The organism is Rubripirellula lacrimiformis, assembly GCF_007741535.1.
Classification (GTDB): Bacteria; Planctomycetota; Planctomycetia; order Pirellulales; family Pirellulaceae; genus Rubripirellula; species Rubripirellula lacrimiformis.
In genome coordinates, this window is sequence record NZ_CP036525.1 from 2,929,286 (window position 1) to 2,951,981 (window position 22,696).

The window sequence follows — 22,696 nt, forward strand, 5'->3', positions numbered from 1 at the left end:
GGATCAGCACAGGAAAAGCATTTCATCGAAGCGCTCTCCGCCTCTCACCAAAAACTCGAACTCGAACTCGAACTCGAACTCGAACTCGAACTCGAACTCGAACTCGAACTCGAACTCGAACTCGAACTCGAATTTAAACTTAAACTCGAACTTCCCCCGCCGCATCGCCCCAGCCAGCGGCAAGAAGCGAGTGCAAGTCAGGGCCGGACGATGCCCCCGCCCTCAGCACAATCCATCAATCAGCCGAGAGTCCGTTGCCGCTGCACCGCACTCGCTATGGCGGTCATGGACTGCCGGTCAGCATGGTGATCAATCGCACTAGCATCGGTGATACGACGGTCATCAGCACCAAAGCGACGGGATAGGCCGACACGTAGCTGGTCACTGGGACCGCGGAATCCGTTGCCTCGGTCAAGACCGCAAGGCCGGGCGTCGATGTCATGCCACCGCAGGTTGCCCCCAGCAATGACAGTCGTGGTAGTCGCAGCACTTTCCACGCGACCAAGGTGCCAACCAACAGCGGTACCACAACGATTACCGTTGCCACCAGCGCCAACCCCCAACCTCGCTCGGTAAGAACCTCGACGACATTTGCCCCCGCCCGGGTTCCTGAACCGGCTAGAAAGACTGCCAATCCGCCTTCCGTCATCAACATCATTGCCGCTGGTGGGTAGGAGCCGCGGATGGGGCCCAAGCGTCGAAAGTGTCCCAGCACTAGGCCGACCGCAAGTGGTCCGCCAGCCATCCCCAGCGACAGCGAGAAACCACCCAGCGATACCGAACAGGCTCCGATCGCCACGCCCATGGCCAATCCGAAGGTCAAGGACAACAGGTCGGTTTCGTTCATCGTTCTTGGCCGGTGGCCAACGATGGATGTGATCCGTGCCAAGTCATTGGATTCGCCGACAAGCGTTAGCACGTCACCGAATTCGACGTACGTTCGCGACGACGGCACAAATTCGAATTCATGACGCCGAATGCGGGCCACGGTGACTCCGAAGCGTGATCGGAAGCTCAGTTCGCTGAGACTTTTTCCGCAAATTTCGGACGATGTAACCACGACAAGTTTCCGCTCGTGATCCGCATCCAGCACGGGCAGTTCTGACTCGATCACTTCGCCCAGTGTTTCTGCGACCCGGCCCGTGTCGGCGTTTTGGCCCACCAGCACCACTCGGTCATCGAGCTTGAATCGATACTGCGACGGAACCGGTCGCCAACGCCCTTCGATTTCGACTCGTGATATCTGGCATTGATCGTCGCCAATGGCGGATACTTCGCTGGGGCGTCTGCCGACGACTCCGGGGTTCCCGATTCGCACGACCGCGTGTCCGATCGTCTGCTGTTGCGGACTGGAGGTATCGATTGGGGTGTTGCTACGGTTCAGCTTCAAGCCGATCTGAACGAACAGCACGACCGCAGTGATGCCGATCGGGTAGGCCACTCCGAATCCCACCGCGACCGCTCCAGGGTCGGTGGCCGTTTCTGAAATCGCACCCAAGGCTGGTGTGCTGGTCATCGCTCCCGCCATCAACCCGCCTGCTAGGTCGCCCGGCAAATTCATGAACCAAGCGGCCGCGGCCGTGGTAAACACACCCGCCACCACGACCAAAGCCCCCAGTCCCACCAAAGCTCGCGGACCCGCGCTGGATTGTCCGCGATCAGCAAAGGACCGAAAGAAGGTCGGCCCCGCCGCAATCCCCACGCAATAGACGAACAGTACCAGCCCCAGTGTGTCGATGCCTGCGGGGATCGTTAGCCCGAAATGACCGGCCACCAAGGCGACAAACAGAATCGACGAGGTCCCGAAACCGATTCCAGCCACCCGCACTCGTCCCATCAACAGGCCGAACACAAGGATAAAAAGTAGAGTGATAAGATCCGTCAATTTGCCATTCCTTGATCGTCGAATCGTGTGCCACGTCGAACGCGTTGACGTGCCCTGTCGTAGGGGCCCCAGATGGGGAGCCTTGGGTTCATTGCGAGATCACTTGAATCAATGCGCAAAGGTCTGGCAATGGTGTCGAATGATTGTGGCGTGCCCTTTCCTGGTATCCGGCGCGCAGTGGCAAACTGTCGTCCGAAAGCCAACTTCAGCAGAACTCGGTGCAGGTGTGCCGAACTCGGGTGCAGGGGATTTCGCTACAATGATGGAAGGGGCATCACGAATGCAAACGGATGTCCCATCACCCGATATCCTGTGTCGCGATGTCCGAAGCGGCATCACTGCGGCACTCTAACGGAGATGAGCGATCATGGCTGAGAACGATGGCGTTATTTTTGATCGACTGGGAGGCCCCGAGGGCGTCGCTGCGATCCTGCAAGACATGTACGAGCGAGTGTTGGCTGATCCCGATTTGGCGCCATTCTTCGAAAACACATCGATGGATCGACTGCGTCAGATGCAGTACCAATTCGTCGCATCTGCCTTTGATGGACCCGTGGCCTACACCGGTGCCGAGCTGAATGCCGTGCATGCGGGCCGTGGAATCACTCGCACCCATTTCTCGAAGTTCTGCGGTCACTTTTTAGAAGCGATGCGAGCTCGCAGCATCGACCCTACCGTGATCGACCAAGCCTTAGGTCGTCTAGCAACCTACGCCGACAAAGTTACCGGCGACGCCAACGTCGACGGCTGACATCCCCCACCTAGTAGGACGGCCTTTCCAGGCCGTCATGATTCCCCGTTCTAACATCGACGGCCTAGAAAGGCCGTCCTACATGACGATAGACGCTGCATCCACCTCGCAGCCTTCAATCCGCGTTCACCCAACCGCGCGACTCTCGCATTTTTTATCGCTTGAACCGTCGCCATCGCCCCCGGTGTGGCTACTTGTCGCTGGAATGACCTTCGACAGAACCTTCGATCTCGCGACCCGATTCAACGACAGTTCCCTTCGGGATTGAATGTGCGTCCAAGCGAATATCATTCGCAATCCAAATGTCCACGGTGACCGTTCGTCGGTCGCACTTGCAGCGACCAGCGATGATGTCGTCCGGGGGACAGGTCACCCATCGACTGCGCCGTCTGACAACATGAGTTCGCGAAGCGTTTGAAGTGCTTCGTCCGCACGAGAAGATGGAACAAAGACGTGGTCGTGGAAATATGCGGCAACGACGTTGGCGCTGATACCTCGTTTTGAAAGGGCGTCGGCAACCGCTGCGGTCAAACCGACTGCGTTCAGGTCCGAATGAACCTGTAGCGTGACCAAGCGAAACGATCCCTCGTAGGAATGGCCGGCATGATCAGCGGAATTTTTCGAGATCACAAGGGTCAATCCCTCGCTCTCTGCGAACGCTGCAATTGGCTGTAGTTCCGCGCCATCGCCATACGAGGCGTTTGGCAAAGTAACGAACACGTATTCACCGGAGCGAAGAGTGGGGCTCAAAGATGCGATCAGCTTTCGTAGATCGGTGGAACCGGCCATTTCTATTTTGTCGTCGAATAGAGTTGTTGAATGGTGGAGAAAATCCCCAGGACGAACAGAAAGTTTCAGCGGTCGGCGTAGTGTGATTCAGCCAAGCCCTCACTGCCTCGGTCGACGCCACTGTGCAACCGATCGGAATCCTCCGATTGGCGCCGCTTCAGAGCAAGCGAAACTGAAGCTGGCAACGCAAACGCTGCGTAAGTCAACGATAGGATCGTGATCGGGTAATTCCCTTGTGCAGGCGTCCAGGCGTTAAAGTTTATCAGGAACACGATGAACGATGCGAACACGATCGCAGAACCGCCAAACATCACCGCGGCATGATCGCGTTTTCGGAACGCGGTCACTACGATTGCCAATCCAACCATGGAAAATATCGCGCCCGATCCGATGATGGTTTCATGTTCGTAGGCTTCGGCGACAAGTGATACGACAATCACGATCGCTTGCAGCACAACGAGGCGACGCACCCCAAGGTTCCGAACGGGGGCGCCGTCAACTAGCGGCGTATCGGAAACCGTGGCAGGTGTTGCGTATGGGTTCAGATCGTGAGATTCAGCGGCCAACGTAATCCCCGTGACTCCATGCAGAATTGAAACCTCTCTAACGACAAACGCCAGCCGTCGCCAAGCACTGCGGTGTGATTTTGAATTTGCAAAACACGGACGGCGTCCTCTGTTTCCACGGGGCGTCACGTCGCAACCGATGGCATCACCACACCGTCCACCGAGTGTAACCGCCGACGGCTACGCATAGCAAACGGATCGCAGGAAGCGACGACTAATCCGGTCCACCAAGTCCTCCACCCCACGTAGGACGGTCCTTCCAGGCCGTCACCATCCCCACGTCCAACATCGACGGCCTACAACGGCCATGCTACTTGAAGCATCGAAGCTGCCTTTTTCGTTTTCAAACTTGTTCCCGATCGGTTTCGAAGTTGGTCGATCTTGCTTGGTTCTGCGACTCCAATCCAACGCGCGGCGAATCGGAGTTTGCGTCGCCGATGGCAGGTTCCGATTGCATCGCGGTGTGAAAATGATCGGCGTTGCGCAACACAAAATCGATCCTTCTTTCATTGCCGCCAGAGCATGAGCGCCATCGAACCGCACGTCCACAGGAACACTGCCATGAAGAGCAATACGAAGTTCTCGATTAGGATTTGTTCGAGTTGCTGATTCACTCTCGAGGCCACGCAGTGTTACCGGCGAATCGTGCCATGTGCACGTTATCCCGCGCTTTTGTTGGCCGGCGGACGAACGAAGAATAGGGAATCGGCAAGCGTCGCGGAAACTGCACCTGTCACGCAACAAATCACGTCACTCCAGATAAATTGGTTGCCCAGCAGGAATCCGATGATTGGTTGCTGGCGAAGCGATTGCAGCGTTGGTGGTTTCCAGAGTTGACCAAATTCCAAAGCGAGCGTGATGGAGAGTGTCGCTAGCAAACTTTCAATGGGTATCGCTCGGCGACTCGAGTGCATCGTCTCCCGATCTGGATAGGAGTTTTCCCATACTGATTCGATCCTCGCAATCAAACCCCATGGAATGGTAGAAGGCGACGACGGACGAATTCCGGGTGCGGACCTGAAGATTCACTTTGGGACAACCGAGTTCGCCTAGCATTCGTTCAACGTGCCGAACAAGCATGGATCCAATGCCTCGTCGTTGTTGGGTCGGGGCGACAGCTAGCGAATAGATCCATCCGCGGTGTCCGTCGTAACCCGCCATCACCATGCCGACTACCGTCCCGTCCTGTTCGGCAACAAAAAAGAGACCGTCGCCTTCCTTGCATTTTCGATCGATTGACTCGGCAGGGTCATTGTGGCCAGTGGAATCGGGAAACACGTCATCCCAAAGTGATATGACGGAATCGCGGTCGCCAGATTGATAGCGTCTATTTCCATTCTGGGTTGCGGAGTGGCAATCCAAGATCCAGAATCAGCTCGCCAATCGAAAGCAGATCCCAGTTCCGTGCGTATCCCGCGGGTTGGCTGCGGTAGCTCTGGCATAGAAAGCACACGTCGATGCTTCCAACCACCTTGCCCTCGCCATCAAAGAACAGAAACGCATGGTGCGGATAAAGGCACAAGCCAGCACCACGGTCTGGGTGTGTTCCAGTGACCGCAGCTTCAAGGCGCTCAACTTGACTGCGAGCCAACAGGATGCCCTCCGTCGGCATGCGAGTTGCATTTAGCTCGCCGCCAGAAATGATCGGCTCCCACGCATCTTCGTTGCGCCAATTGAGTCGGTATGCTCTTACCGTCGTAAAATCGAAGTGCCATTGGCCGCCCTCGTGGACTGAACCTCCTGCAGCGACGGATTCCCGCCCGTCGGCAAGATACTGCCCGTCACTATTTGCACTGTTCTGTCGATTGCATGACGCACCGAGCAGCACCGCGAAAACGGTAGTCCAAAGAACTTTATTCATTGTGTCGGCCAACGTTCTGCATCACCAAGGCGGGGCGTGTAGCTGCTCCATCGAGTGCGGCCGCCAGCCCGGCTCCGAAGCAGCCCTTGGGGGCTCGCACGATCGAATGGATCAATAGGATTGCAGAATCGCATAGGGCTTGAAGCAGGAATCACAGACGATGTCAAGAATAACTGCCGCGTCCATCACGTTGAACACGCCACCTACGCTTGAGTCGAATTGCCCGTAAAACGTCATCTCCCGCGCGCAGCAATTTGGAACCGTATGGCTTTGAACCCACGCGGGTCTTCCACCCAGTTTGTGATTCCCCTCATTGTGCAAAGTATCCGACTGCAGGGCGGCTTCCCAATCGGATGCGTCTGGATGACTTCGTGTCGAGAAAGCTTGCCCATGGAAAATTCGCCAGGAGCGATGCAAGAAAATACGGATGCCGTCCGAGGTCACCCGGCGCGAGCGGAATCGAGACCATGACGAGGAACAATTTTGAAATTGCTCCGGTGCACCGTCATTGTTCATCGCGCCGCTGCAGATGCGGCAAAGTCAACCAATGGTGTCTGCCGGGGCTCCGCCTCCTTCGGTGACAGCGTACCGCGCAGGACTTTGACCAGCAAATTCAGCACGGAAGCATTCGAGGTACTAGCGTGTTCGGTCATGGATCGAATGAGGCCAACCGCCGCGGCGAACGCGAGGCACCCGAGCTGTTGTTCAAAGTAAGGATTCATGGCATTTCTGCTCGACCAGCGGTCTGGATCACTTGGTCGCCCCGAACAACGGACCACCTCAATCAACTCAACTCGGCCAATCGCGTGCATTCGCCGGTTCGTCGGCGACTTTCATGGTCCCCAATTCTATCATTCCACGCCACCAGCCGGCGAGCTAAAGATTCATGGTCCAAGCAACGAAAATCGGGAACGGGACTAGGAAGAACCATCCAAATGCCGCGACCAGAGCAGGCGGCGACTTCTCGTCGATATACGGCCCGCTAATGTGGCCGGTGAATTTGCCCCAGTACTCTGGGAACCAAAAGAACGACAATGGCCACAGAAAGATTAGCAGGGGAATAAGCGTTCCGTAGTAAACGCAGTACGCAAACGCGATCAATAACCCGACAATCTTCGATCGAGTAACGCGAAGACGTTCGGTCTTGATGAACGGCAAAACGCACACGCCGTGAATGAGCAAAACGATGAATACCGCCACGACGATCGGATTTTCAATTCGAATCAATCTCTGCCTTTACAGTGAGAGCTTTCGGGGCCGATAAACGTCGGCGATCACGGAGACGGCGACTTGATTTTCCATTTGAAAACTCGCGGACCCGGTCGCCGGTGCACGGCGGGCGTTGCGGTGCGCTGCGACTTTGATTTCACAGGCTATAGCTTCGGGTGTGGGAGGTGCGATGTGAACAATCCCAGCAAAGCCTTTGCCTTGCTGTCGTCGGCAAATCCATACCACCCATGAGTGAAGCGATTCTCGTCGGCGTCAAAACGCGGGACATAGAAATTGCGGCATTGCCAACAAACCGTTGTTTCGAATAGCAACGCGTCGCTGCGATACAACCGAAACCCGTATACCGGGTAATGACAGAACGCACCGCCCTGACGATCAAACGCCAGCGATTGCCAGGCCGTCCGTAGTTCGTCGCAGTCTGCGCCGGTTAGCGTGACGTGAGCGTGGATGGTGGCCTGATTGCCGTAAGGGCGTATAGGAAACGTTTCGCCCGCTGGTTTACGTTCCGGTTTCTCGTCGCCGAACGGATCACGTTTCGGAAGGGAGACGGCGTAAAGTTCAACGCGATCGAAGCTTGGCAATGCGTCCGTGTGTGCGAGCGAAAGCATTCTTTCGTGTGGGGTGTCGCCGCCGGGATGCGTCGCGGTCCATTCCGCCTTAGCACTGGCCTCATTATCGGTAGGCTCAAACGGATTCGGGGCCTGAGCGAACGCAGATGACAGGAAAACCAATAGTAGCGGTGGGATCAGTAGATGACGGATCACGTGTTGATGATCGAACAATGCCGTCGGAAAACGCTTGCGATCACTGGTGGGATGCGACTGATCTTCCATTTGTTTTCTCTTTGACGGCCAATGCGTGTTCATCGTCCAGTTTTCCCGCCGTTTTGCTTGAATTAGCATCCAGCCAGGAATGGAAATTAGACCGCGCCAGTGGAACGGCTTCAACAGATTGGAATCCAAACCATCCAGACGGAAGTCTTGGATTCCCAAAGAAATGAGAGGTGAAAGTCCAGAGGATGCAAAACATTGCAACCAACGCCAGCCGATTCACCGTTGGCCCACCTGGACTGGAGCCGCACGCAAAAAAATGATCCGCGATCACCGGGCGGCAGCAAGCGATGTACAACCAAATGAAACAGGTAGCCATCGCAGCGCGGGGGCGCCCGTCCGGCGTCTTGAACACTGCATGAAAACGAACCAGGTCAAGCGTTCGGCACGACGAAGCTTAAGTGATGGGCGGCGTGCCATTGTTGCATCAAGAGCCATTGTTCACGACTGAGTCGTCCCAGCATCGGGTAGTGTGGGACGAACGCAGTGGACGGATCCATGAGGGTTTCCGAGAGCGCGTAAAATCGGTTCGCACAAGCGTCTTCGTCGAGATCGAGGGCGGGCTGAAGTTGCTTCGGAGCCTTGCCGCGAAGCTTCGATGGTTTGCCCTTTCGCATCGTCGGCATGAAAATCAGTTTCATCACCGGTCGCATCACGGCAGGAAAAGTGAATTCCGCACCATCGATCGTCATCTGCATCGACATGTTCAGGTGATCGAGGATTTGTGCAAGGCTCCAGGTGCCAACCAGTTCGTAGCCGCATTCACGCAACCCTGCTATGTCGGCGCAAGCGGCACCCAAATCAGGGTAACGCAATTCCATTCGTCGTTCTGCGATTGTCGATTTGCGTTCTGGTTTCTGGAGCATGATTGCTTGATCGCGATTGAAGCAAGTGAGAGTAAGTAAGGCACGAGAAATCTCTGTCGTGGTGGACCAGGCCACGAGTCCATTCTGACAAGGATCGAATCTGCGTCGTAGTGGGGTTTGCCAAAATCGCTGACCGTCGAGTTTCGGGGGCGGGATTCTGACGAATCCTGCGACTGCAGTCCCGACACCTATCGATCGTTCACTGCTTCGTCGGCAAATCGCGGTGCCCCGCGGGCCACAGCGAGCGGCTTCGACGCGGCGAAAACGCTGGCCACCGTCGCTCCGGTACACCGCAGGGCTGGTTGCTGGTTGGATTGGAAATGTTGGCACATCACGACGAAATCGGAAGTTCTCGTGTGCATTTCGCACAAACAACAGCATCCCGATCAATGCTCGATTGACAGAAGGGGCATAGCTTTTGCGGACGTCCGGCCAACGTCATCAGTAAAAAAATTGGGCCAAAGACAATCGCATGCACGAGTGAAAACAAAACGATGAATAGGGCACGTTCGGGACGTGCAGACTTGGTTAGGAGCAAAAGTGAGCCAACCAAGCCAAGTCCACTCCAGACGAAAAGGTAAGGTAGGAATGTCATCACCGGCCTCGGGGAATTTGCTGCGGATCGAATGAGTCATTCGATCATGTATCGGTGGGTATCGCCGAGTGTAGCGAGCATTGGACGAGTCCTGGGCCACGACAGTGGAAATCAACGACCGATCGTCGACACCTGTGATGGCTACCCGCGGTTTTTCCACGGTTTCGCGGCAGAGCCAGCCGGCGGAATGAACTTCGCCAAGTCATTCCAATCACCTTCAAATTCTAGCGTCAGGCATTCACCCGATTCGAAATGGAACTTGACGGCGTTCGAATGGGATTGTTCGTAGTCGCAGGAAAGCAATTCGGACAAAGGAAAGCGGCGTAAGACGTGCGTCCATTGCCCGGTCTTCTTGTGGGGGGAACTGAAGACAATGTGATCGCGATTCCGGGCGCAGTGGAGAGGGCCGGAGTAATTCAGCAACGTCTCCGTTTCCGTCCGCTTTGCAGGTCGAAGGCATCTGTAGGTGGCGGCTGCTGCCAGCAGGATGAACACCGGAACCGATCCCGGCCCAGCGTAACGCGCGTACCAAGGCAAGGGTTTTGTGCGTAACCAAATCCCAGCAGGCGTTGGCCGTCCAGCGAGATCGTTGTCGTCGATATTAGCTTTCGAGGTCATGGCGAGAATTGAGCGATCCTGATGCATTCCATGACCGGTTTTATCGCGAGCATCTGTTCGATGATAAGCGAAAGTTCTGTTTCGATCATAAATGCGTCTCGGATTTGGATTCACTCTGTTCTTGGATTCGCACGTCGTCGATGGGAATCGACCATGCTCTTGAGTTGTTGTTCGACGCGTTTGACGTCGGCGATTCCAAGAAATCCTACTTCTTCGGAATGGCTCGTGCCCTCCGAATCCTTCCATCGCTTGGCATTGAAGATTACATCACCCGAACCATCCGCAGCCTGTTTTCGATACACGACCGTCAACTCGCGAGGCAAGAAACTGCGTATCGTCATGCGCCAACCGCCGATAAAAGTAATCGCCCGACGATCGGTTAAGACGTAGACCGTTTTGAACGCATTGCGGTACGCCCAAAGCGGTGCGGACAGCATGGCAAAGCCGATGAGCAGAAAGGGGACACCAAAAAGCGGAAACAAGTCTTCGCCGCGATTGAACCGCGGAATCTCGAAGCCACTTGCACCCGCAATCCAGAACATTGAAAAAAGTGTCCACACCACTGCAAAGCCGAAAGTCGCTGTTGATCCGGGGGTGAAAAAGCGAGGTTTGGGAGTTTCGGACCAAAGGATGCTTTCGTTCACCTCAAGCTCGTCCTCGACGAGTTTCAGAAGTGACGGCGAGATTGTGTCAGGAATCATCTCACTCCATTCGGATCATATCGGCGGCAACCGAGGTACCGCAAAAGAGCATCCATTTCAATGGACGCGTCGTTGGCGGCTTCGGTTCACCGCTCGGTTCTGCCCGCGTCTTCCGACATTGTAGCCGACGTTTGACTGTCACTCGCTGCTTCCGCCAGCATGCCGCAAAAAGACGATCGGGGCAACGACTGCCGGTTGGATCAAGTAGCCTCGTGTCACAGAGCGGGATCCCTGCATCGCTTCACAATTTGGCAGCTAACGTTTTTACCATTCCCGCCATTGTTCAGTTATGGTTGTGCGATGAGTGCTGAAGTGGATGCGGGCCATCGAACGCAAGCGGACTGTGCGCGACGGCGTCGATATATTCTGCAAGTTCGGGCAGGCGTGAATGCGTGCATTGAAGAAGCTCCATGAGGCTGCAGTTGGCAGGTAGTGCGGGTCGCCAGCGGGGACGATCGATGTTTTTTAACTTCTAAAAGCCTGATGTCGTGTTCGTTTTTACGACGTGGTTCTGCACTAGTCGCCGCCGTAGACGTCCATCACTTTCCAGTCGCTCAGGCAGACCGAATAGCCCATGTCGGAGTGTTCCTCGATTGAAGAGTACTGAATCTCAAGCTCAGTCTCGTCACCCGGAAGAAGAACATGAGCTGTCATGCGACCGAAGTCGACGGTGTCGTACTCTTCCGGCGAGCCCATTTCGTCAAAGTATTGGCGCAACTTCTCGCGAATCTGCCATTCGATCTCTTCGTATTTTGGAGGAAGTTGGCGAACCAACTCCAGTTGCTTCTCCGTTGGCCCGTCCCATGGTGAATCGATCGTAATTGGTCGACTTTGAAAGTGGGAAGAAGGCGGAGGGGGGGCAAGTTGAACTTCCCAGCGGTCAGCAAATTGCCGCAGTTCACCAAGCCCTGAAACTATCGAAATTTGAATCGGGGTATTGGTGCGGCGGATGGACTCGTCCATGGCGCGATCCATCCGGCGAAGTGCAAAATGACCCGCGATAAGAAAAGCTGGGATCGTTACCCAAATGGAGCGAAAAATTGGCACGCTCGCAAATTCAAGCAAACAAACCGATGTGATAGCTGCGAACACAATCAGGGAGTACCAAATCGTTGCAGTGTCTTTATCAGGAAGTTTCATTCGCATGCAGCGCGTTGCCCGTCACGAGGTCGTCGCGAACGACGTACCACTTCAGAAAACTTAACTCGGCGACTCACGAGCATCGTCTGGTTCACCGATATTTTGAGTATCCAGCGCTTCAGCGAGGCGTGCCCAGTCATCTCGAGTGTATCGCACCAATCGGACGTATTCTGATCGGCATTTGGAAATTTGCGCTTCGTCCCAGCCAGTAATGGCCACCACGGCATTCGTAAAATGCGGCAATTCTCGCCTCAACCATCGACCGAATGCGAAGTATGCCGTGTCCCACGGGCAGGATTCAGGCGGCCAGGATGCATCCATCGGACGGAAGCATTGACCGATCAAGTCAGTGAGGCGATCGATTGACGGTTGATCTTGCGGAGATTCTTGCAGCACCCGGCCGAGTTCGTGGCAGAGGTCATCGATCAAGCCCGACGCAGAACGTGGGTATGGAGCTTTAAGGTTCCGAAAAAGCTTGACGATGTCATCAGTGTTCATGTGGTCGAGCCAGACAGTGTTTCGCCTGTCGGGGATCGTTATCCGTCACCGAGGACCAACGATTGACTTTCAATTTGTAAAGCCCAGCAAGCGGTCCTTCGGTGCACCACATGGCGCTTGCGATGGGCGTGCGGGGCAAAGGAATCGCGGATGGCACGGGGGCCGCGATTCTCCAGGGTAACTGTCGAAGAAAGACCGAGCAACAATCGACAGAGCAAACCAGCAATCCGGTGACGATCAGCGGGCGCATCGACTGCGATGGTATTCCGCCGTTAGCACGACCGCGAATCGATGAGTGTTGATGAGTGGCGATGAGTGTTCCCGTCCGAGAGAACGCCAATCTTCGCTAATCGCACACGAACGACTTTGTCCGGAGAGCTCGCCCAGCATTGGTTTTCATCGCCAGCGATGAAGCAATCGAGACGGGGCGCGGAGACTCGCATGCATCGTCTGATTCGTCGGTGCTCCGGGGTCAATCGATCAACACGCGTCGCATTCACCATGTATCTCGTCAGTCGTTGGAGCGTTCGATCTGATGCTGTTGCTGCGATGCCTTCTTGTACCACTTTGAAGCTTCACCGTAATCCTCCATGTCGGCGAAGGCGCTCGCGACAACCGCATACGCTTCGGCTAACACGTTCGGATCTTTATTTGTCCCCGCTTCACGCAACAGCGATCCAAAATCGTCCATCTTCTCACGGACGCCTGGCAGCGTGCGAATCCGTCGCCCCTCGGCTGTTGAACAACCAAACACCACGCCGGCCAGTTTGTCCCAGTCCCCCAGCCGTTCCGTGCCTTTGGGCTGTAGCTGAAAAGTAATCTCCTTCGTTTCGTTTGCCTCAAATTCGGCTCTTACATACCGACGCCCAATTGTGATTGGCAGTTCGTACTCTTCGTCAGCGAGAAGACCAAGCGTTCTCCCTCCTGCGGGCAGTTCAATCGTTGCAGACCCAAACCGATCGGTGGTCGCGCGAAACGGCTTCGGAAAGGGGTGGTCGATTGACGACTCTTGATCTCGGTATTTCATTCGTCGCTCACCGCTAACAAGAGTATCGCAATAAATCCCCGTACTACCTTCCCACCAATGGACATTCGGCCAGGATTCGATCGTGAGACCGGCGACTGGGTAGTTCTCCTCGTCGACAGCGGTCACCAAGCAGGTGGCGAGCGGCGTCATTTCGACCTTGATAGGCTGAGGATCAATGGGCGAGAAAACCTGCGGTCGAAGATGCTGTTGAACCTCCTGCTCGCTCATTTCGCCATATTCAGTTGGCGGCTCTCCTGATTTCGCCATGTAGCCATCGCACAACGCAACTAACTCAATCCTCTCGCCCGTTGGCCATGCGTCGATGCAAAAAGTACCATCCGAGCCAACTGGCACCCAAGTGTTCCACTGGACGTGGTTGCCGCTCGCTCCGTTGGGCGGCAAAGTGTACAGGTCCAACCGCCCATTTCTGACTGGACGAGGTACATTGTCACTCAGGACGCCTCTCATTGGTTTGGCCTTTGTCAGCGGTACGTCCAACTCGTATTCATTGCCTGCTGAAATCTCGAACTCCACGATTTCACTGAAGTGAGTAATGCGGTCGCCATCCATTTTTGCGACCAGCACGGTTTGCTTGCCGGGCATGAACGGGGGCAACCGAAGGCTGGAGCCCTTTCGCTCCAGCATGTCGGTTGGCTGCCAAGAGCGGCCTTCCGACCAATACGCAAAAAGACTGTCCGTGTCAGTCGGGTTTCCATCGATCGTCGGGTGCAGGGTGACTGGAACACCTCTGTCGAGAATGACTTCATAAACAGTGTCATCTTCTAGGGGGACGGCGATGTGAATCGCATCCGGAAACGCATAGTCACGATGATTGACAAAGACGGAGACACTGGTCGTGCGAACACGCTCCTTGACGTCAGTAAAGTGAGGATATGCAACGTTTGTATTTCCGTCTTCGTCGGTAATCGTCGAATTTGGTTGTAGTTCGGTGCGATCGTATTCACCTTTCGGCCACCGGCCGTGACCCTGGCCGCTACGCAACGCCCACGGTGTGACTTCCGCGCCGCGAACCGGTTGCCGATCCGAATCGAGAACACGTATCGGGAATGATTTGATCACTTGAACGCCGACTTGCGGTTCGCGATCAGAAGTGAGCCGGCCTGGCTCGTCAGCGCAGCATACGCCGTGGAGGGATACCAGCAGTAGTGTTCCAGCGACGACGGGCTTCAGGATCTTGTGCATGTTGCCGATTTATGTGTTGCGGTGTTTTGGGTCTGGGGGATTGGCGGTCTCGCTGGTTGAGGCTACCTGGATCCGACGAACGCAACGGACCACATGGTCGCCGCCAGTGATTGTCAATTTCAAATCAATATGCCTCAGCGACTCACGTGCATCCGATGGTTCGTCGACTACGCCACTGTCGTCACTCAACCGACTTAGCTACAAGCGATCAACAAGTGTCGCGATTCAAGTCTTCTCGCCCCCGCCGCGCAGCGGTTTGCGGGGGAGAGAGTTAGAGAGAGGGGGAAGAAAGAAACTTCACTGATTGATCGCTCGTTGCTTGGGGAGATGTGGCGTCCAAACAGCGGACAGGCGTAGCCGAGGTTTTAGGAAAGAATACAGAAGGAACCCAGTCGAAAGTGCTGCAACGCAAATCATTCCGATCAGCGATATCCCGAACCATGAATTCCAAAATGCTTCTTGTGCCGTCATGAGAGTGGCTCCGTTTTCGTGAGTTGAAAAGATTTTGACTCTCGCCGAAAGCACCCCGTCGACCATTTGTCACGAGTGTGGAGCGATATTGTGACCGTATAGGAGTTTTGGCCCGATGTCAAATTCTGTCCAGAATCAGAGGTAATCAGATTACGCGAACGCAAATCAAACGATGCTTCGAGATATGGTTCAGCAATTGCAACAGCTTGTTGCGGCGTAATCGCGAAGTCGCCCATGGTTCTGAGGCCAGGTGCAGTGTTGCCGAGCGAATGGGTTGCCGGTGTGCGAACGTATGCGATTGCAGCGGCGGCAATCAGCCCGAATGTTAAGGCGAATATGAACGCTCGTTTCACGATGTGCCATCCGTTAGCGGAACGTTTCGGATAACGCGGTCGGGAGAGGGGATTGCCGGGCGAAGCGAGTCAGACCGCTCTATTCCGGTTCGCGTTCATCCGTTCGTTCACCCTCGCGATATTTCGAAAATGGAACGAAGCACAACGGCACCCGACGGCGAGAACAACCAGCCGAGCGCACCGCAATTGATCACGACAGTAACCCAAAACACGACTTGAAAAGACTGCTTTCTGGATTTGTGATGAAGCAGCGACTGTGCGACTGCTGCACCTGGCCAGCCACCTATCAGCCCTAAGAGATGCAAAGTGCTTTCTTGTGTTCGCCAACGGCCCTGTTTTGCTGCTGACTTGTCGAGCGAGTAGGCAACAAATGCGACAACGCTAGAGACGAAATAGAGCCCGAGAATCGGAACCGGCAGCTTCCCGAAAACTACCGCCCCTGTCAGAACCACCAAGAAGATACCGGCAAACGTGAGCGAGACGTTTCCAAGTTCAAATGAGGTATTCCACGGCAGACGCTCGTCAGCAAATACGACGCGTTCAGCCCGCACTCGTCCCTTGGCTTCCGTCCCGATTTCGTAGGTCACCATGTCATTTTCAATTGGCCTGCGCTGTCGACCTGAAAAGGACGAGATGTGGACGAAGACTCGTCTTCCGTCGTCAATCGGGGCGATGAATCCGAAGCCTCGTTCATCATTCCAGTTCGCTATTCTTCCTTGATACCGCAATGAAAGTTCTCCGAAGGCTAAGCAGCGAGCGATCAACAAGTGTCGCGATGAAAGTCATCTCGCCCCCGCCGCGCAGCGGTTCGCGGGGGGAGAGAGTTAGAGAGAGAGGGGGAAGAAAGAAACGACACTGATTGATCGCTCGTTGCAAACGTTTGCGATCAGACGGCGGCGACGGAAAATCAACCACTTCAAAACGCCCGATTTCGCCGCTCGGGTGAAGCGTTGGGTTCGAACCGTTTTATGCAGGAAGTCTAGAAGCTGTGGTTAGGTGTCGAACTGTCCGAAATCGTATAGTCCGTAGACGACGAAAGCAAGGAACGCACCAACACCAAGCCAAAATCGTACGCGATCAGAACTGCGAGCAGCAAAGATCGCGACCGTCCCGATCAGTGAGTCGAGGGGCGCTGAAAGGGGACCACTGATGGGCGCTTGATAGTCCTCCACCTTGTGAGGGGATTGGCTGGATTATCGTCGTTCGTTTTGCAGGTGTGAAACGGAGACGATGATTCGGTGGCCAATCATTTAAGCGTGACTAAATCCAATCAGATCAAGCGTTTACGACAGAAAGGACTGTCTCAGCGTCAGATCGCCGACTCTGTCGGTGTCGATCGCAAGAAGGGAACGAGCAAGTACGTGTCATGTTGCACTCACGATTCACAGTCAGCTGACTGTTCGCCACCGACCGGTGGTAAATCATCGTGGCGTCAAGCGTGATCCAATGGCTTGAGTTTTGGCGGCAACGCGAAGACTTAAAACTCGTCCTCAACCGCGTAGTGCGGACCCGCACGCTACGTGGTGTGGGGAGGGTCACCGGAAACGGTGACCCTTACCCGATTTCGTCAGTTTTGCAGCGGCGGGAAAGCGTTCATAGTGCCCACCCGTTGTCTGAAGTCTATCAATCACGCAGTAATTTATCAAATTCCTGGTGATGCAGGGCACGGTCGTTTAGCAAATAGGGAGTTCGCTTGATGCGTATGCCAATAGCGAGTCCTATCAACGTGAACGCCAGCAATACGAAAACGGCAAAAATGCAAACGATCATCACAGCGGCGGGAAAAATGGGCGAGTGATCGGTTGCGGTCGGATCAATCGCGCCCGACATGATACGCCAAACCGCGAGGAGCCCTAGAACGCATCCGATCAGAGCGCCGCGTCTTGCGTAGGACGATGGCGGAGTCTGGGATTCCGAATCGTTGATTAGGTTTTCGCTAACAGTGTCGTTTTGCATGGACGCGAACGCGAACTTTTAGTCTGACGAACGATTGAGGTGACGGGGGGCGAGGAGAGGAGCCTGACTTCAGGACCGACTGCGCCGAGCCCTCCCGTTCACCGGTTTGTTATTTGGCGATCCATTGAATCACGGTACCAACGCCGATTGCAAATATGATCACTGCCACCGCAAACACCGTCAAGCATCCAATCGGCATCACGCGGTCAAACCAACGGTTGGTGGGTTTCGTTGACGAGTGAGTATCCGATAGTTCGAACCAATCAAAGTTGATCGTTGAATCTGGTGACACCAAGTATTCGAGATCAACCCCGAATCCCTGTTCCGAATCGTCATTGAGCGTCGCTTGCAGGAGTTCGATTCCAAGCCTTCGGTAGCCGTTGCGATTCCCAGTCATCTTCGCTTCGTCCGGCCCGCCACCGTATTGGGTCAGTTGGACCCATGATCCGTCACGCGGCACAGAATCATCGAGCGCCGAGATGATCGATCGAAGGTCGGTGTCATCATCAGTATTCGCGTCGTTGTCTGGAGTGTTTTCATTCACGCGAGAGCATCTAGATCGAGATTACATGTGCGAATTGTGTGAGGCTGCCGTAGCCAAATAACGTTCGAATTCGCGGGTTGGCGGGAACTGATCATCTACTTCGAGAAGCACGGTCACCGCCACTCCCGTGAGCCGAGCGTCCAGGGGAGGCTTTGCCGGGGTCAGGCCTTGTGTTCGGTGTTCAGGTAAAGTTGCCGTTCGATATTTGCAGCATCTTGACGCCACCGCGAGGACTCCTTGTGCCGTTGTTCCGCTCGACGAACCAGATTCGATACACTGTCCACTCCCGACAGACCAAACCTCGGCCCCAACTCTCGTAGGGTGGCCGGCGACCATCGTCGGCATAGCCAGGCCGCCATGTCGCGGCCCGCTGCGGCGCTTCGGAACACAGCGTAGTCCGCCGGCTCCACTGCGTGGTAGGCAGCGGCTGACGCAATGATCTCATCGGCTCCGACACTTCCCAGTCGCCTGGATGTGCTCTGCTGGCGAACCACGTCGTCTCCGTCAGCCAGCTGGATCATCCGACGCAGAAAGTCTTCGCTTCCGAAAACCCACTCGCGTAGCTCTGTCTTGAAAGGGTTTTCAGGGACTTCCAAGCCGGCTTTGACATAGCGGCGGTAAGCGGTCGCGGCGTCCTTGCCGCCCACCGACGCATTCCAGTACGCATGCAGCTGGTCGTAGGCAATCCAGTCGACCCGCTTTGACTTCCGCGCGTAACCCGCAAAACTGCTGTTGGGCCAGGACTCGGGGGCGGCAGCCAGCGGGCGAGTGCCGTTGCAAGGATTTAAGTGGATGTACCGACTGAGTGTCCAGTAATAGCCCGCATCTTCGACCAGAAAGGCTTTGTAGCGTCCCTGATAGAGATGTCCGGTTCGGTGGTTTCGTTTGGCATACCAGTTGGCGTACCCGGAAAGCCAATGCTGCATGCCGCGAGCCAAATTGGGCTCGGGAGTTTGGATCAGGGCATGGATATGATTTGGCATCCAGCAATAGGCCAGCACGACCCACCCACTTCGCTGGACCTCGTCGTGAAGTCCCTGCGTGAAGCGATCGTAGTGGCCTTGATCGTGAAACAGCTTGCGCCGTCCATCACCACGGGTGACGACGTGGTAGTTGGCGCCAGGGAACTGGATCCGGGGCGGTCTGGGCATGGCAATCCTCCGGCACAAAAAGGAGCAGCTCTTTACGCTATCCCTCTGCAACACCGAACACAAGGCCTGACCCCGGCGAAGCCTTCCGCCAACGCCCGCGACGATTCTCTAAGCCACGGAAAGTTGAATGTGATGCGTAGGGATTCAAGGCGGAATCAAAGTTGGCGAACGGCGACGATCACCGAGGACCGCCAATGTGGTTTCCATTTGTAAAAGCGCCATGCGGTCCTTCGTGTGAATCGCATGGTTCGCCGCATTTGCAGCGCAGTCGCGTTGATCCCCAGGATCAACGCTAACCCAATATATCAATCGCATCGCCCGACCGCAAAACATTTGTGTACGAGCACGAAACGCATGCGCGATCTCCGCCGCGGGCCATTGCGAAGTCGCAAATACTCGTTCGCGATGCAGGTGAACCGACTGGGCGGAATCGGGCGTCCGATTCTCAAACCTGACGGATGCTTTGGATAAGTCCGTAGAGTGCGACTGCCGCGCCAATACCGTATGCGACAAGCGAACCGATCGGGCCAAAAGCGAAGAAACCGATGGCACAGCACACAATGCAGAACGCGGAGTAGGCATATGGACCACTAACGACACGGTTGAGCATTCACAAAGCCTCTGTCGGCGAACGGTGGCCATCAGCGGGTGGCGACGATCGATTTAACCATTGCCAAGCAGCTTGCCACCCGTCCTCCGCTGCAGTACGCCCAGTATGGGCGTGATCTTATCGGGTGCCATCCATTGTCGGATCAGTCTCGTGTGTTTGGTTCCAGTCATTTCAAGAAGGGAGTCATCATACCAGATGAATAGCTCGTAGGAAATCAACACGAGGTGAGGGCACACCTCGACATAAAGGGAAGGTCGAGCGAGGCGTTGACTACGTCCAAGAGAATGCACTTCGCGGACGAACGTTCGCATCGCTGATCGAGCAGAATGACTTCTTGTTGCACTGGGAAGCTACGGTTGCCGACGTTCGAATTCATGGAACGACACGGAAGCAAGTCCGCGACCACTTCGATGCAGCGGAGAAGAACGAACTGCTGCCACTGCCCACCGAGCGTTTCGCTAACTTTAGCGAAGCACGTCGCAAGGTGAACCGCGACGGTCATGTAGCGATCGATCATGCGTTCTACAGTGCACCACCGGAATACGTCGGCAGAAGCGTTTGGGCTCGATGGGATGTCCGTCGCTTCAAGCAGCGTGTCCGCGAGATCACCGGCAGAAGCCGGGGGATTTCAATGGACCGCCGACTGGGCGAGCTGCGACGCTACGTCCGCGGCTGGATGGGCTACTTCGGGATCGCATCGCAATTGAAACTGTTCGACAAACTCGATCAGTGGATCCGCCGCCGCATTCGGATGTGCTACTGGAAACGGCCGAAGCGTCGTCGGACGATGCTGATTCGGCTGGGAGTTCCTCGCCGCCAAGCGATTCGTCACGCACGCAGTCGCAAAGGCTACTGGCGGATGGCGAAAACCATCGCCAGCAACGTTGGACTGACCAACAAGTGGCTCCAAGAACAAGGCTTACTCAGCATGAAGACTCTGTGGGCAGAGCTTGCTCCACTTCGTCGAACCGCGTAGTGCGGACCCGCACGCTACGTGGTGTGGGGAGGGTCACCGGAAACGGTGACCCTTACCCGATTTCCCCGCGGTCTTTCATGGGATTGTATGATCTAGGAGGAAGTCCGTCAGCGGAACGGAAATCAAACCACCACCAGAGTAGCACGATCCCTCGACGCTGGGCAACTCAGCGCAATCGTAGTCGATTTCGAGCATGCGATCAGACATGCAAGTCGATAGTTTCAATGAACCAATCGCAGAGTTGGTCGTACCCGGTGTGTGTTTGATCTCGCCAATGGAAACACAAACGAACCTGTTGAACGAGCTCATTAGCGGGCAACTCGCCACCGGAGCATCGTCAACGAGTAGTCGAAGATGTGAAGGTGAAAGCAAGATGGAGTGCCCTGCTTGAGGGGGGATCAACCATTGAAATGTGATCCGACAAGATTCCAGATGAGCTAGCAGAGTTGCGGTGTTGTCAATCAGCATCGGGTCATTGCGAGCCATCGCGATTCCGTGCGAATACGTCAGTCGGGGAACGGTAGGGTTCAGCGGGGCCGCGTGAACGGCTCTCCACCTCAAAAACGTCAACTCGCGGCCTCCGTTGCAACCCATGGTTCCCCGCATCTTACCATGTAGCAGTATGGAATAGCCATCGCGTCTTGACAGGTAGCAGTGGTTTGCCAGTCTGTCGTCTTGTTTCGGATACCGCAGTCGATTCGGTGGCACGCACGTCCGTGACCGTAACAATGCGGTCGGGAAGTTTTGGTTTCATCGCTTCGAGCCGCATTCCAACGAAAAGACGTTTGTCCTTTCCAGCATCGAGAATGACGGTCTGCGTTATCAGATCGAGTTTGTCAGTCAGTTTCTTGCGTTCAGGCTCGTTCACGGAAAGAACCTTCGCCTGAATTGGGTCCAGGTCGAGATATTTCTGGTATTCCGCAGGCAATTCAGGTCGTTGAAGCGTTGGTTGATTCCGGGCAGATTGCGAAGACAAAACCATCATTGGCATTGGCGAAACACCGCGTGCCGCTAGACAAAAACGATGAACGTCTTGAGCAGGGACAAGAAAGATCGAATTGCGAAACGGTGTCACGATATAGCGAGTGTCAGTCACGTACGGATCGTCGTATTCGATCCTCCAGTCGATCGAAAGATAGCGGCCATTGGATTCAATCGTGCCGAAGTTTTGCTCGTACAGTCCTAAGCAACCGTGCCACTGGAATGCGGCTCCAACGCGTGGAGCAACCCATAGTCGGAGATTCATTCCAAGTCCGTCGCCAGCGCAATACTCGCCAGCCCATGGATGGTCCGGTAACGAAGCGATCTCAGCTTTGGCGTCGGCTATCCGTTCCGCGACTTTTGTGGCGGCCGCTTCGCCAGCATCATCGGCGTGTAGCACTTGCGTGGAGAGAAGCGTCAACAATAAAGCAACGGTTTTCAACATGAAGCACTTAAAGTCGACGAACGTTTGCGATAACCGAGTCGCGGGAATCGATTGTCCATTGCCAAGTCGCCCGGCTACCGCGACTTCGGTTCATCGCCTGGTTCGCCGCTCGCCGCTGGCATCGTGCGGCTGAACCAACTACTGTGGTGCGATGCAGCGTGTCGCAAGCCGAAGATCGAAGGTATGCCGCCATCGATAGTAAAAACAACCACGTACGGAAAGCGATCGACCAGCGCGCCGCGAAATTCGCCGCCAATGCGTCCAAACGATTCTGGCCGGTCGATCACGGTTTGGATGATCGAGCGGACACTCACGCGAAAACGATTGCCAAGCGTGTTGGCAATCGAGTCGTAATATGAGCAGGCATCTGCGAGGTCAACTGCAAAAAGCGGATGGTAGCGTTCAGTCGCCATCAACCCGCCGCCAAACCTCTTCTGCGTCAATCGCCATGTTTGGGTTCGCAAGCAGTTCGTCGCGTCTGCGGTTCATCTCTGCGAGTTCGTCTTCCGGCAATGTCAGTGGCGCCGATGCTGCTAGGTCGTCCCATAGCTGCGTGACGATAGCCAATTTTTCATCGGGCGGTAACGCGCGAAGTGATTCTTGAAGTGTCATGGACACGCTCCGTTTTCGAGGGCAGCCCAGTATACCA

At 55.4% G+C, this 22,696-nt stretch carries 26 protein-coding genes; 3 read left to right on the plus strand and 23 right to left on the minus strand.

The window, feature by feature from the left end; translation table 11 throughout:
* Window positions 1-3: 3 nt before the first annotated feature.
* Together K227x_RS10435 and K227x_RS10440 are read right to left on the minus strand one after the other, a co-directional pair.
* On the minus strand, window positions 4-183 hold the full coding sequence (locus K227x_RS10435; protein ID WP_145169438.1) for a hypothetical protein: 180 nt from the start codon (window positions 181-183) through the stop codon (window positions 4-6).
* 100 nt (window positions 184-283) lie between these two features.
* Window positions 284-1,885 (minus strand): aspartate:alanine exchanger family transporter, encoded by a 1,602-nt coding sequence (locus tag K227x_RS10440; protein ID WP_145169439.1) that lies wholly within the window; start codon window positions 1,883-1,885, stop codon window positions 284-286.
* A 367-nt stretch (window positions 1,886-2,252) separates the two neighbouring features.
* On the opposite strand from K227x_RS10440, the gene K227x_RS10445 reads away from it, so the two are divergent.
* Window positions 2,253-2,636: a group I truncated hemoglobin gene (locus K227x_RS10445; protein ID WP_145169440.1), complete on the plus strand. Its 384-nt coding sequence runs from the start codon at window positions 2,253-2,255 to the stop codon at window positions 2,634-2,636.
* 369 nt (window positions 2,637-3,005) lie between these two features.
* On the opposite strand, the gene K227x_RS10450 is transcribed toward K227x_RS10445, so the two are convergent.
* From K227x_RS10450 to K227x_RS10485, 8 genes are all read right to left on the minus strand, one after another.
* A complete protein-coding gene (locus K227x_RS10450; protein WP_145169441.1) occupies window positions 3,006-3,425 on the minus strand; it encodes an ACT domain-containing protein in 420 nt (139 codons plus the stop codon).
* 65 nt (window positions 3,426-3,490) lie between these two features.
* Entirely contained in the window at window positions 3,491-3,895 is a 405-nt protein-coding gene (locus K227x_RS10455) for a hypothetical protein (RefSeq protein ID WP_145169442.1), read from the minus strand.
* Between the two features lie 755 nt (window positions 3,896-4,650).
* Window positions 4,651-4,905, minus strand: coding sequence for a DUF2809 domain-containing protein (locus tag K227x_RS10460; protein WP_145169443.1), 255 nt, complete (start codon window positions 4,903-4,905; stop codon window positions 4,651-4,653).
* Entirely contained in the window at window positions 4,874-5,353 is a 480-nt protein-coding gene (locus K227x_RS10465; RefSeq protein WP_145169444.1) for a GNAT family acetyltransferase, read from the minus strand. The genes K227x_RS10460 and K227x_RS10465 overlap by 32 nt, the downstream gene beginning before the upstream one ends.
* On the minus strand, window positions 5,319-5,864 hold the full coding sequence (locus K227x_RS10470; RefSeq protein WP_145169445.1) for a hypothetical protein: 546 nt from the start codon (window positions 5,862-5,864) through the stop codon (window positions 5,319-5,321). Before K227x_RS10470 ends, K227x_RS10465 begins: the two co-directional genes overlap by 35 nt.
* Before the next feature lie 500 nt (window positions 5,865-6,364).
* The gene (locus tag K227x_RS10475) at window positions 6,365-6,574 is read right to left on the minus strand and encodes a hypothetical protein (RefSeq protein ID WP_145169446.1); all 210 of its coding nucleotides are present in this window, start codon (window positions 6,572-6,574) and stop codon (window positions 6,365-6,367) included.
* Window positions 6,575-6,728: 154 nt separating this feature from the next.
* A complete protein-coding gene (locus K227x_RS10480; RefSeq protein ID WP_145169447.1) occupies window positions 6,729-7,079 on the minus strand; it encodes a hypothetical protein in 351 nt (116 codons plus the stop codon).
* Window positions 7,080-7,225: 146 nt separating this feature from the next.
* Window positions 7,226-7,690, minus strand: a complete 465-nt coding sequence (locus K227x_RS10485; protein ID WP_218933910.1) for a hypothetical protein — start codon at window positions 7,688-7,690, stop codon at window positions 7,226-7,228.
* A 107-nt stretch (window positions 7,691-7,797) separates the two neighbouring features.
* On the opposite strand from K227x_RS10485, the gene K227x_RS30425 reads away from it, so the two are divergent.
* Window positions 7,798-8,082, plus strand: coding sequence for a hypothetical protein (locus tag K227x_RS30425; RefSeq protein WP_218933911.1), 285 nt, complete (start codon window positions 7,798-7,800; stop codon window positions 8,080-8,082).
* 204 nt (window positions 8,083-8,286) lie between these two features.
* Here the strand turns inward: K227x_RS30425 and K227x_RS10490 are convergent, their stop codons facing one another.
* From K227x_RS10490 to K227x_RS10540, 10 genes are all read right to left on the minus strand, one after another.
* The gene (locus K227x_RS10490) at window positions 8,287-8,778 is read right to left on the minus strand and encodes a DUF1569 domain-containing protein (RefSeq protein WP_145169449.1); all 492 of its coding nucleotides are present in this window, start codon (window positions 8,776-8,778) and stop codon (window positions 8,287-8,289) included.
* A gap of 736 nt (window positions 8,779-9,514) precedes the next feature.
* The gene (locus K227x_RS10495; RefSeq protein ID WP_145169450.1) at window positions 9,515-10,105 is read right to left on the minus strand and encodes a hypothetical protein; all 591 of its coding nucleotides are present in this window, start codon (window positions 10,103-10,105) and stop codon (window positions 9,515-9,517) included.
* A complete protein-coding gene (locus K227x_RS10500; protein WP_246146727.1) occupies window positions 10,102-10,533 on the minus strand; it encodes a hypothetical protein in 432 nt (143 codons plus the stop codon). Before K227x_RS10500 ends, K227x_RS10495 begins: the two co-directional genes overlap by 4 nt.
* A gap of 675 nt (window positions 10,534-11,208) precedes the next feature.
* Entirely contained in the window at window positions 11,209-11,832 is a 624-nt protein-coding gene (locus tag K227x_RS10505) for a hypothetical protein (RefSeq protein WP_145169452.1), read from the minus strand.
* Window positions 11,833-11,892: 60 nt separating this feature from the next.
* Entirely contained in the window at window positions 11,893-12,330 is a 438-nt protein-coding gene (locus K227x_RS10510) for a hypothetical protein (protein WP_145169453.1), read from the minus strand.
* Window positions 12,331-12,841: 511 nt separating this feature from the next.
* Complete coding sequence (locus tag K227x_RS10515) at window positions 12,842-14,560, minus strand: hypothetical protein (protein ID WP_145169454.1); 1,719 nt, start codon at window positions 14,558-14,560, stop codon at window positions 12,842-12,844.
* 931 nt (window positions 14,561-15,491) lie between these two features.
* Window positions 15,492-16,148 (minus strand): DUF1294 domain-containing protein, encoded by a 657-nt coding sequence (locus K227x_RS10520; protein WP_246146728.1) that lies wholly within the window; start codon window positions 16,146-16,148, stop codon window positions 15,492-15,494.
* Window positions 16,149-17,007: 859 nt separating this feature from the next.
* Complete coding sequence (locus K227x_RS10530) at window positions 17,008-17,340, minus strand: hypothetical protein (protein WP_145169456.1); 333 nt, start codon at window positions 17,338-17,340, stop codon at window positions 17,008-17,010.
* 109 nt (window positions 17,341-17,449) lie between these two features.
* Window positions 17,450-17,884, minus strand: coding sequence for a hypothetical protein (locus tag K227x_RS10535; protein ID WP_145169457.1), 435 nt, complete (start codon window positions 17,882-17,884; stop codon window positions 17,450-17,452).
* Between the two features lie 161 nt (window positions 17,885-18,045).
* Window positions 18,046-19,035, minus strand: coding sequence for a transposase (locus K227x_RS10540; RefSeq protein WP_145169458.1), 990 nt, complete (start codon window positions 19,033-19,035; stop codon window positions 18,046-18,048).
* Between the two features lie 944 nt (window positions 19,036-19,979).
* On the opposite strand from K227x_RS10540, the gene K227x_RS10545 reads away from it, so the two are divergent.
* A complete protein-coding gene (locus tag K227x_RS10545; protein WP_218933913.1) occupies window positions 19,980-20,621 on the plus strand; it encodes a group II intron maturase-specific domain-containing protein in 642 nt (213 codons plus the stop codon).
* 607 nt (window positions 20,622-21,228) lie between these two features.
* On the opposite strand, the gene K227x_RS10555 is transcribed toward K227x_RS10545, so the two are convergent.
* The 3 genes from K227x_RS10555 to K227x_RS10565 all read right to left on the minus strand — a co-directional run bounded on the left by K227x_RS10555 (window position 21,229) and on the right by K227x_RS10565 (window position 22,659).
* The gene (locus tag K227x_RS10555) at window positions 21,229-22,047 is read right to left on the minus strand and encodes a hypothetical protein (protein WP_145169461.1); all 819 of its coding nucleotides are present in this window, start codon (window positions 22,045-22,047) and stop codon (window positions 21,229-21,231) included.
* A gap of 74 nt (window positions 22,048-22,121) precedes the next feature.
* Entirely contained in the window at window positions 22,122-22,460 is a 339-nt protein-coding gene (locus K227x_RS10560) for a hypothetical protein (protein ID WP_145169462.1), read from the minus strand.
* Window positions 22,450-22,659, minus strand: coding sequence for an addiction module protein (locus tag K227x_RS10565; protein WP_145169463.1), 210 nt, complete (start codon window positions 22,657-22,659; stop codon window positions 22,450-22,452). The genes K227x_RS10560 and K227x_RS10565 overlap by 11 nt, the downstream gene beginning before the upstream one ends.
* Window positions 22,660-22,696: the final 37 nt, after the last annotated feature.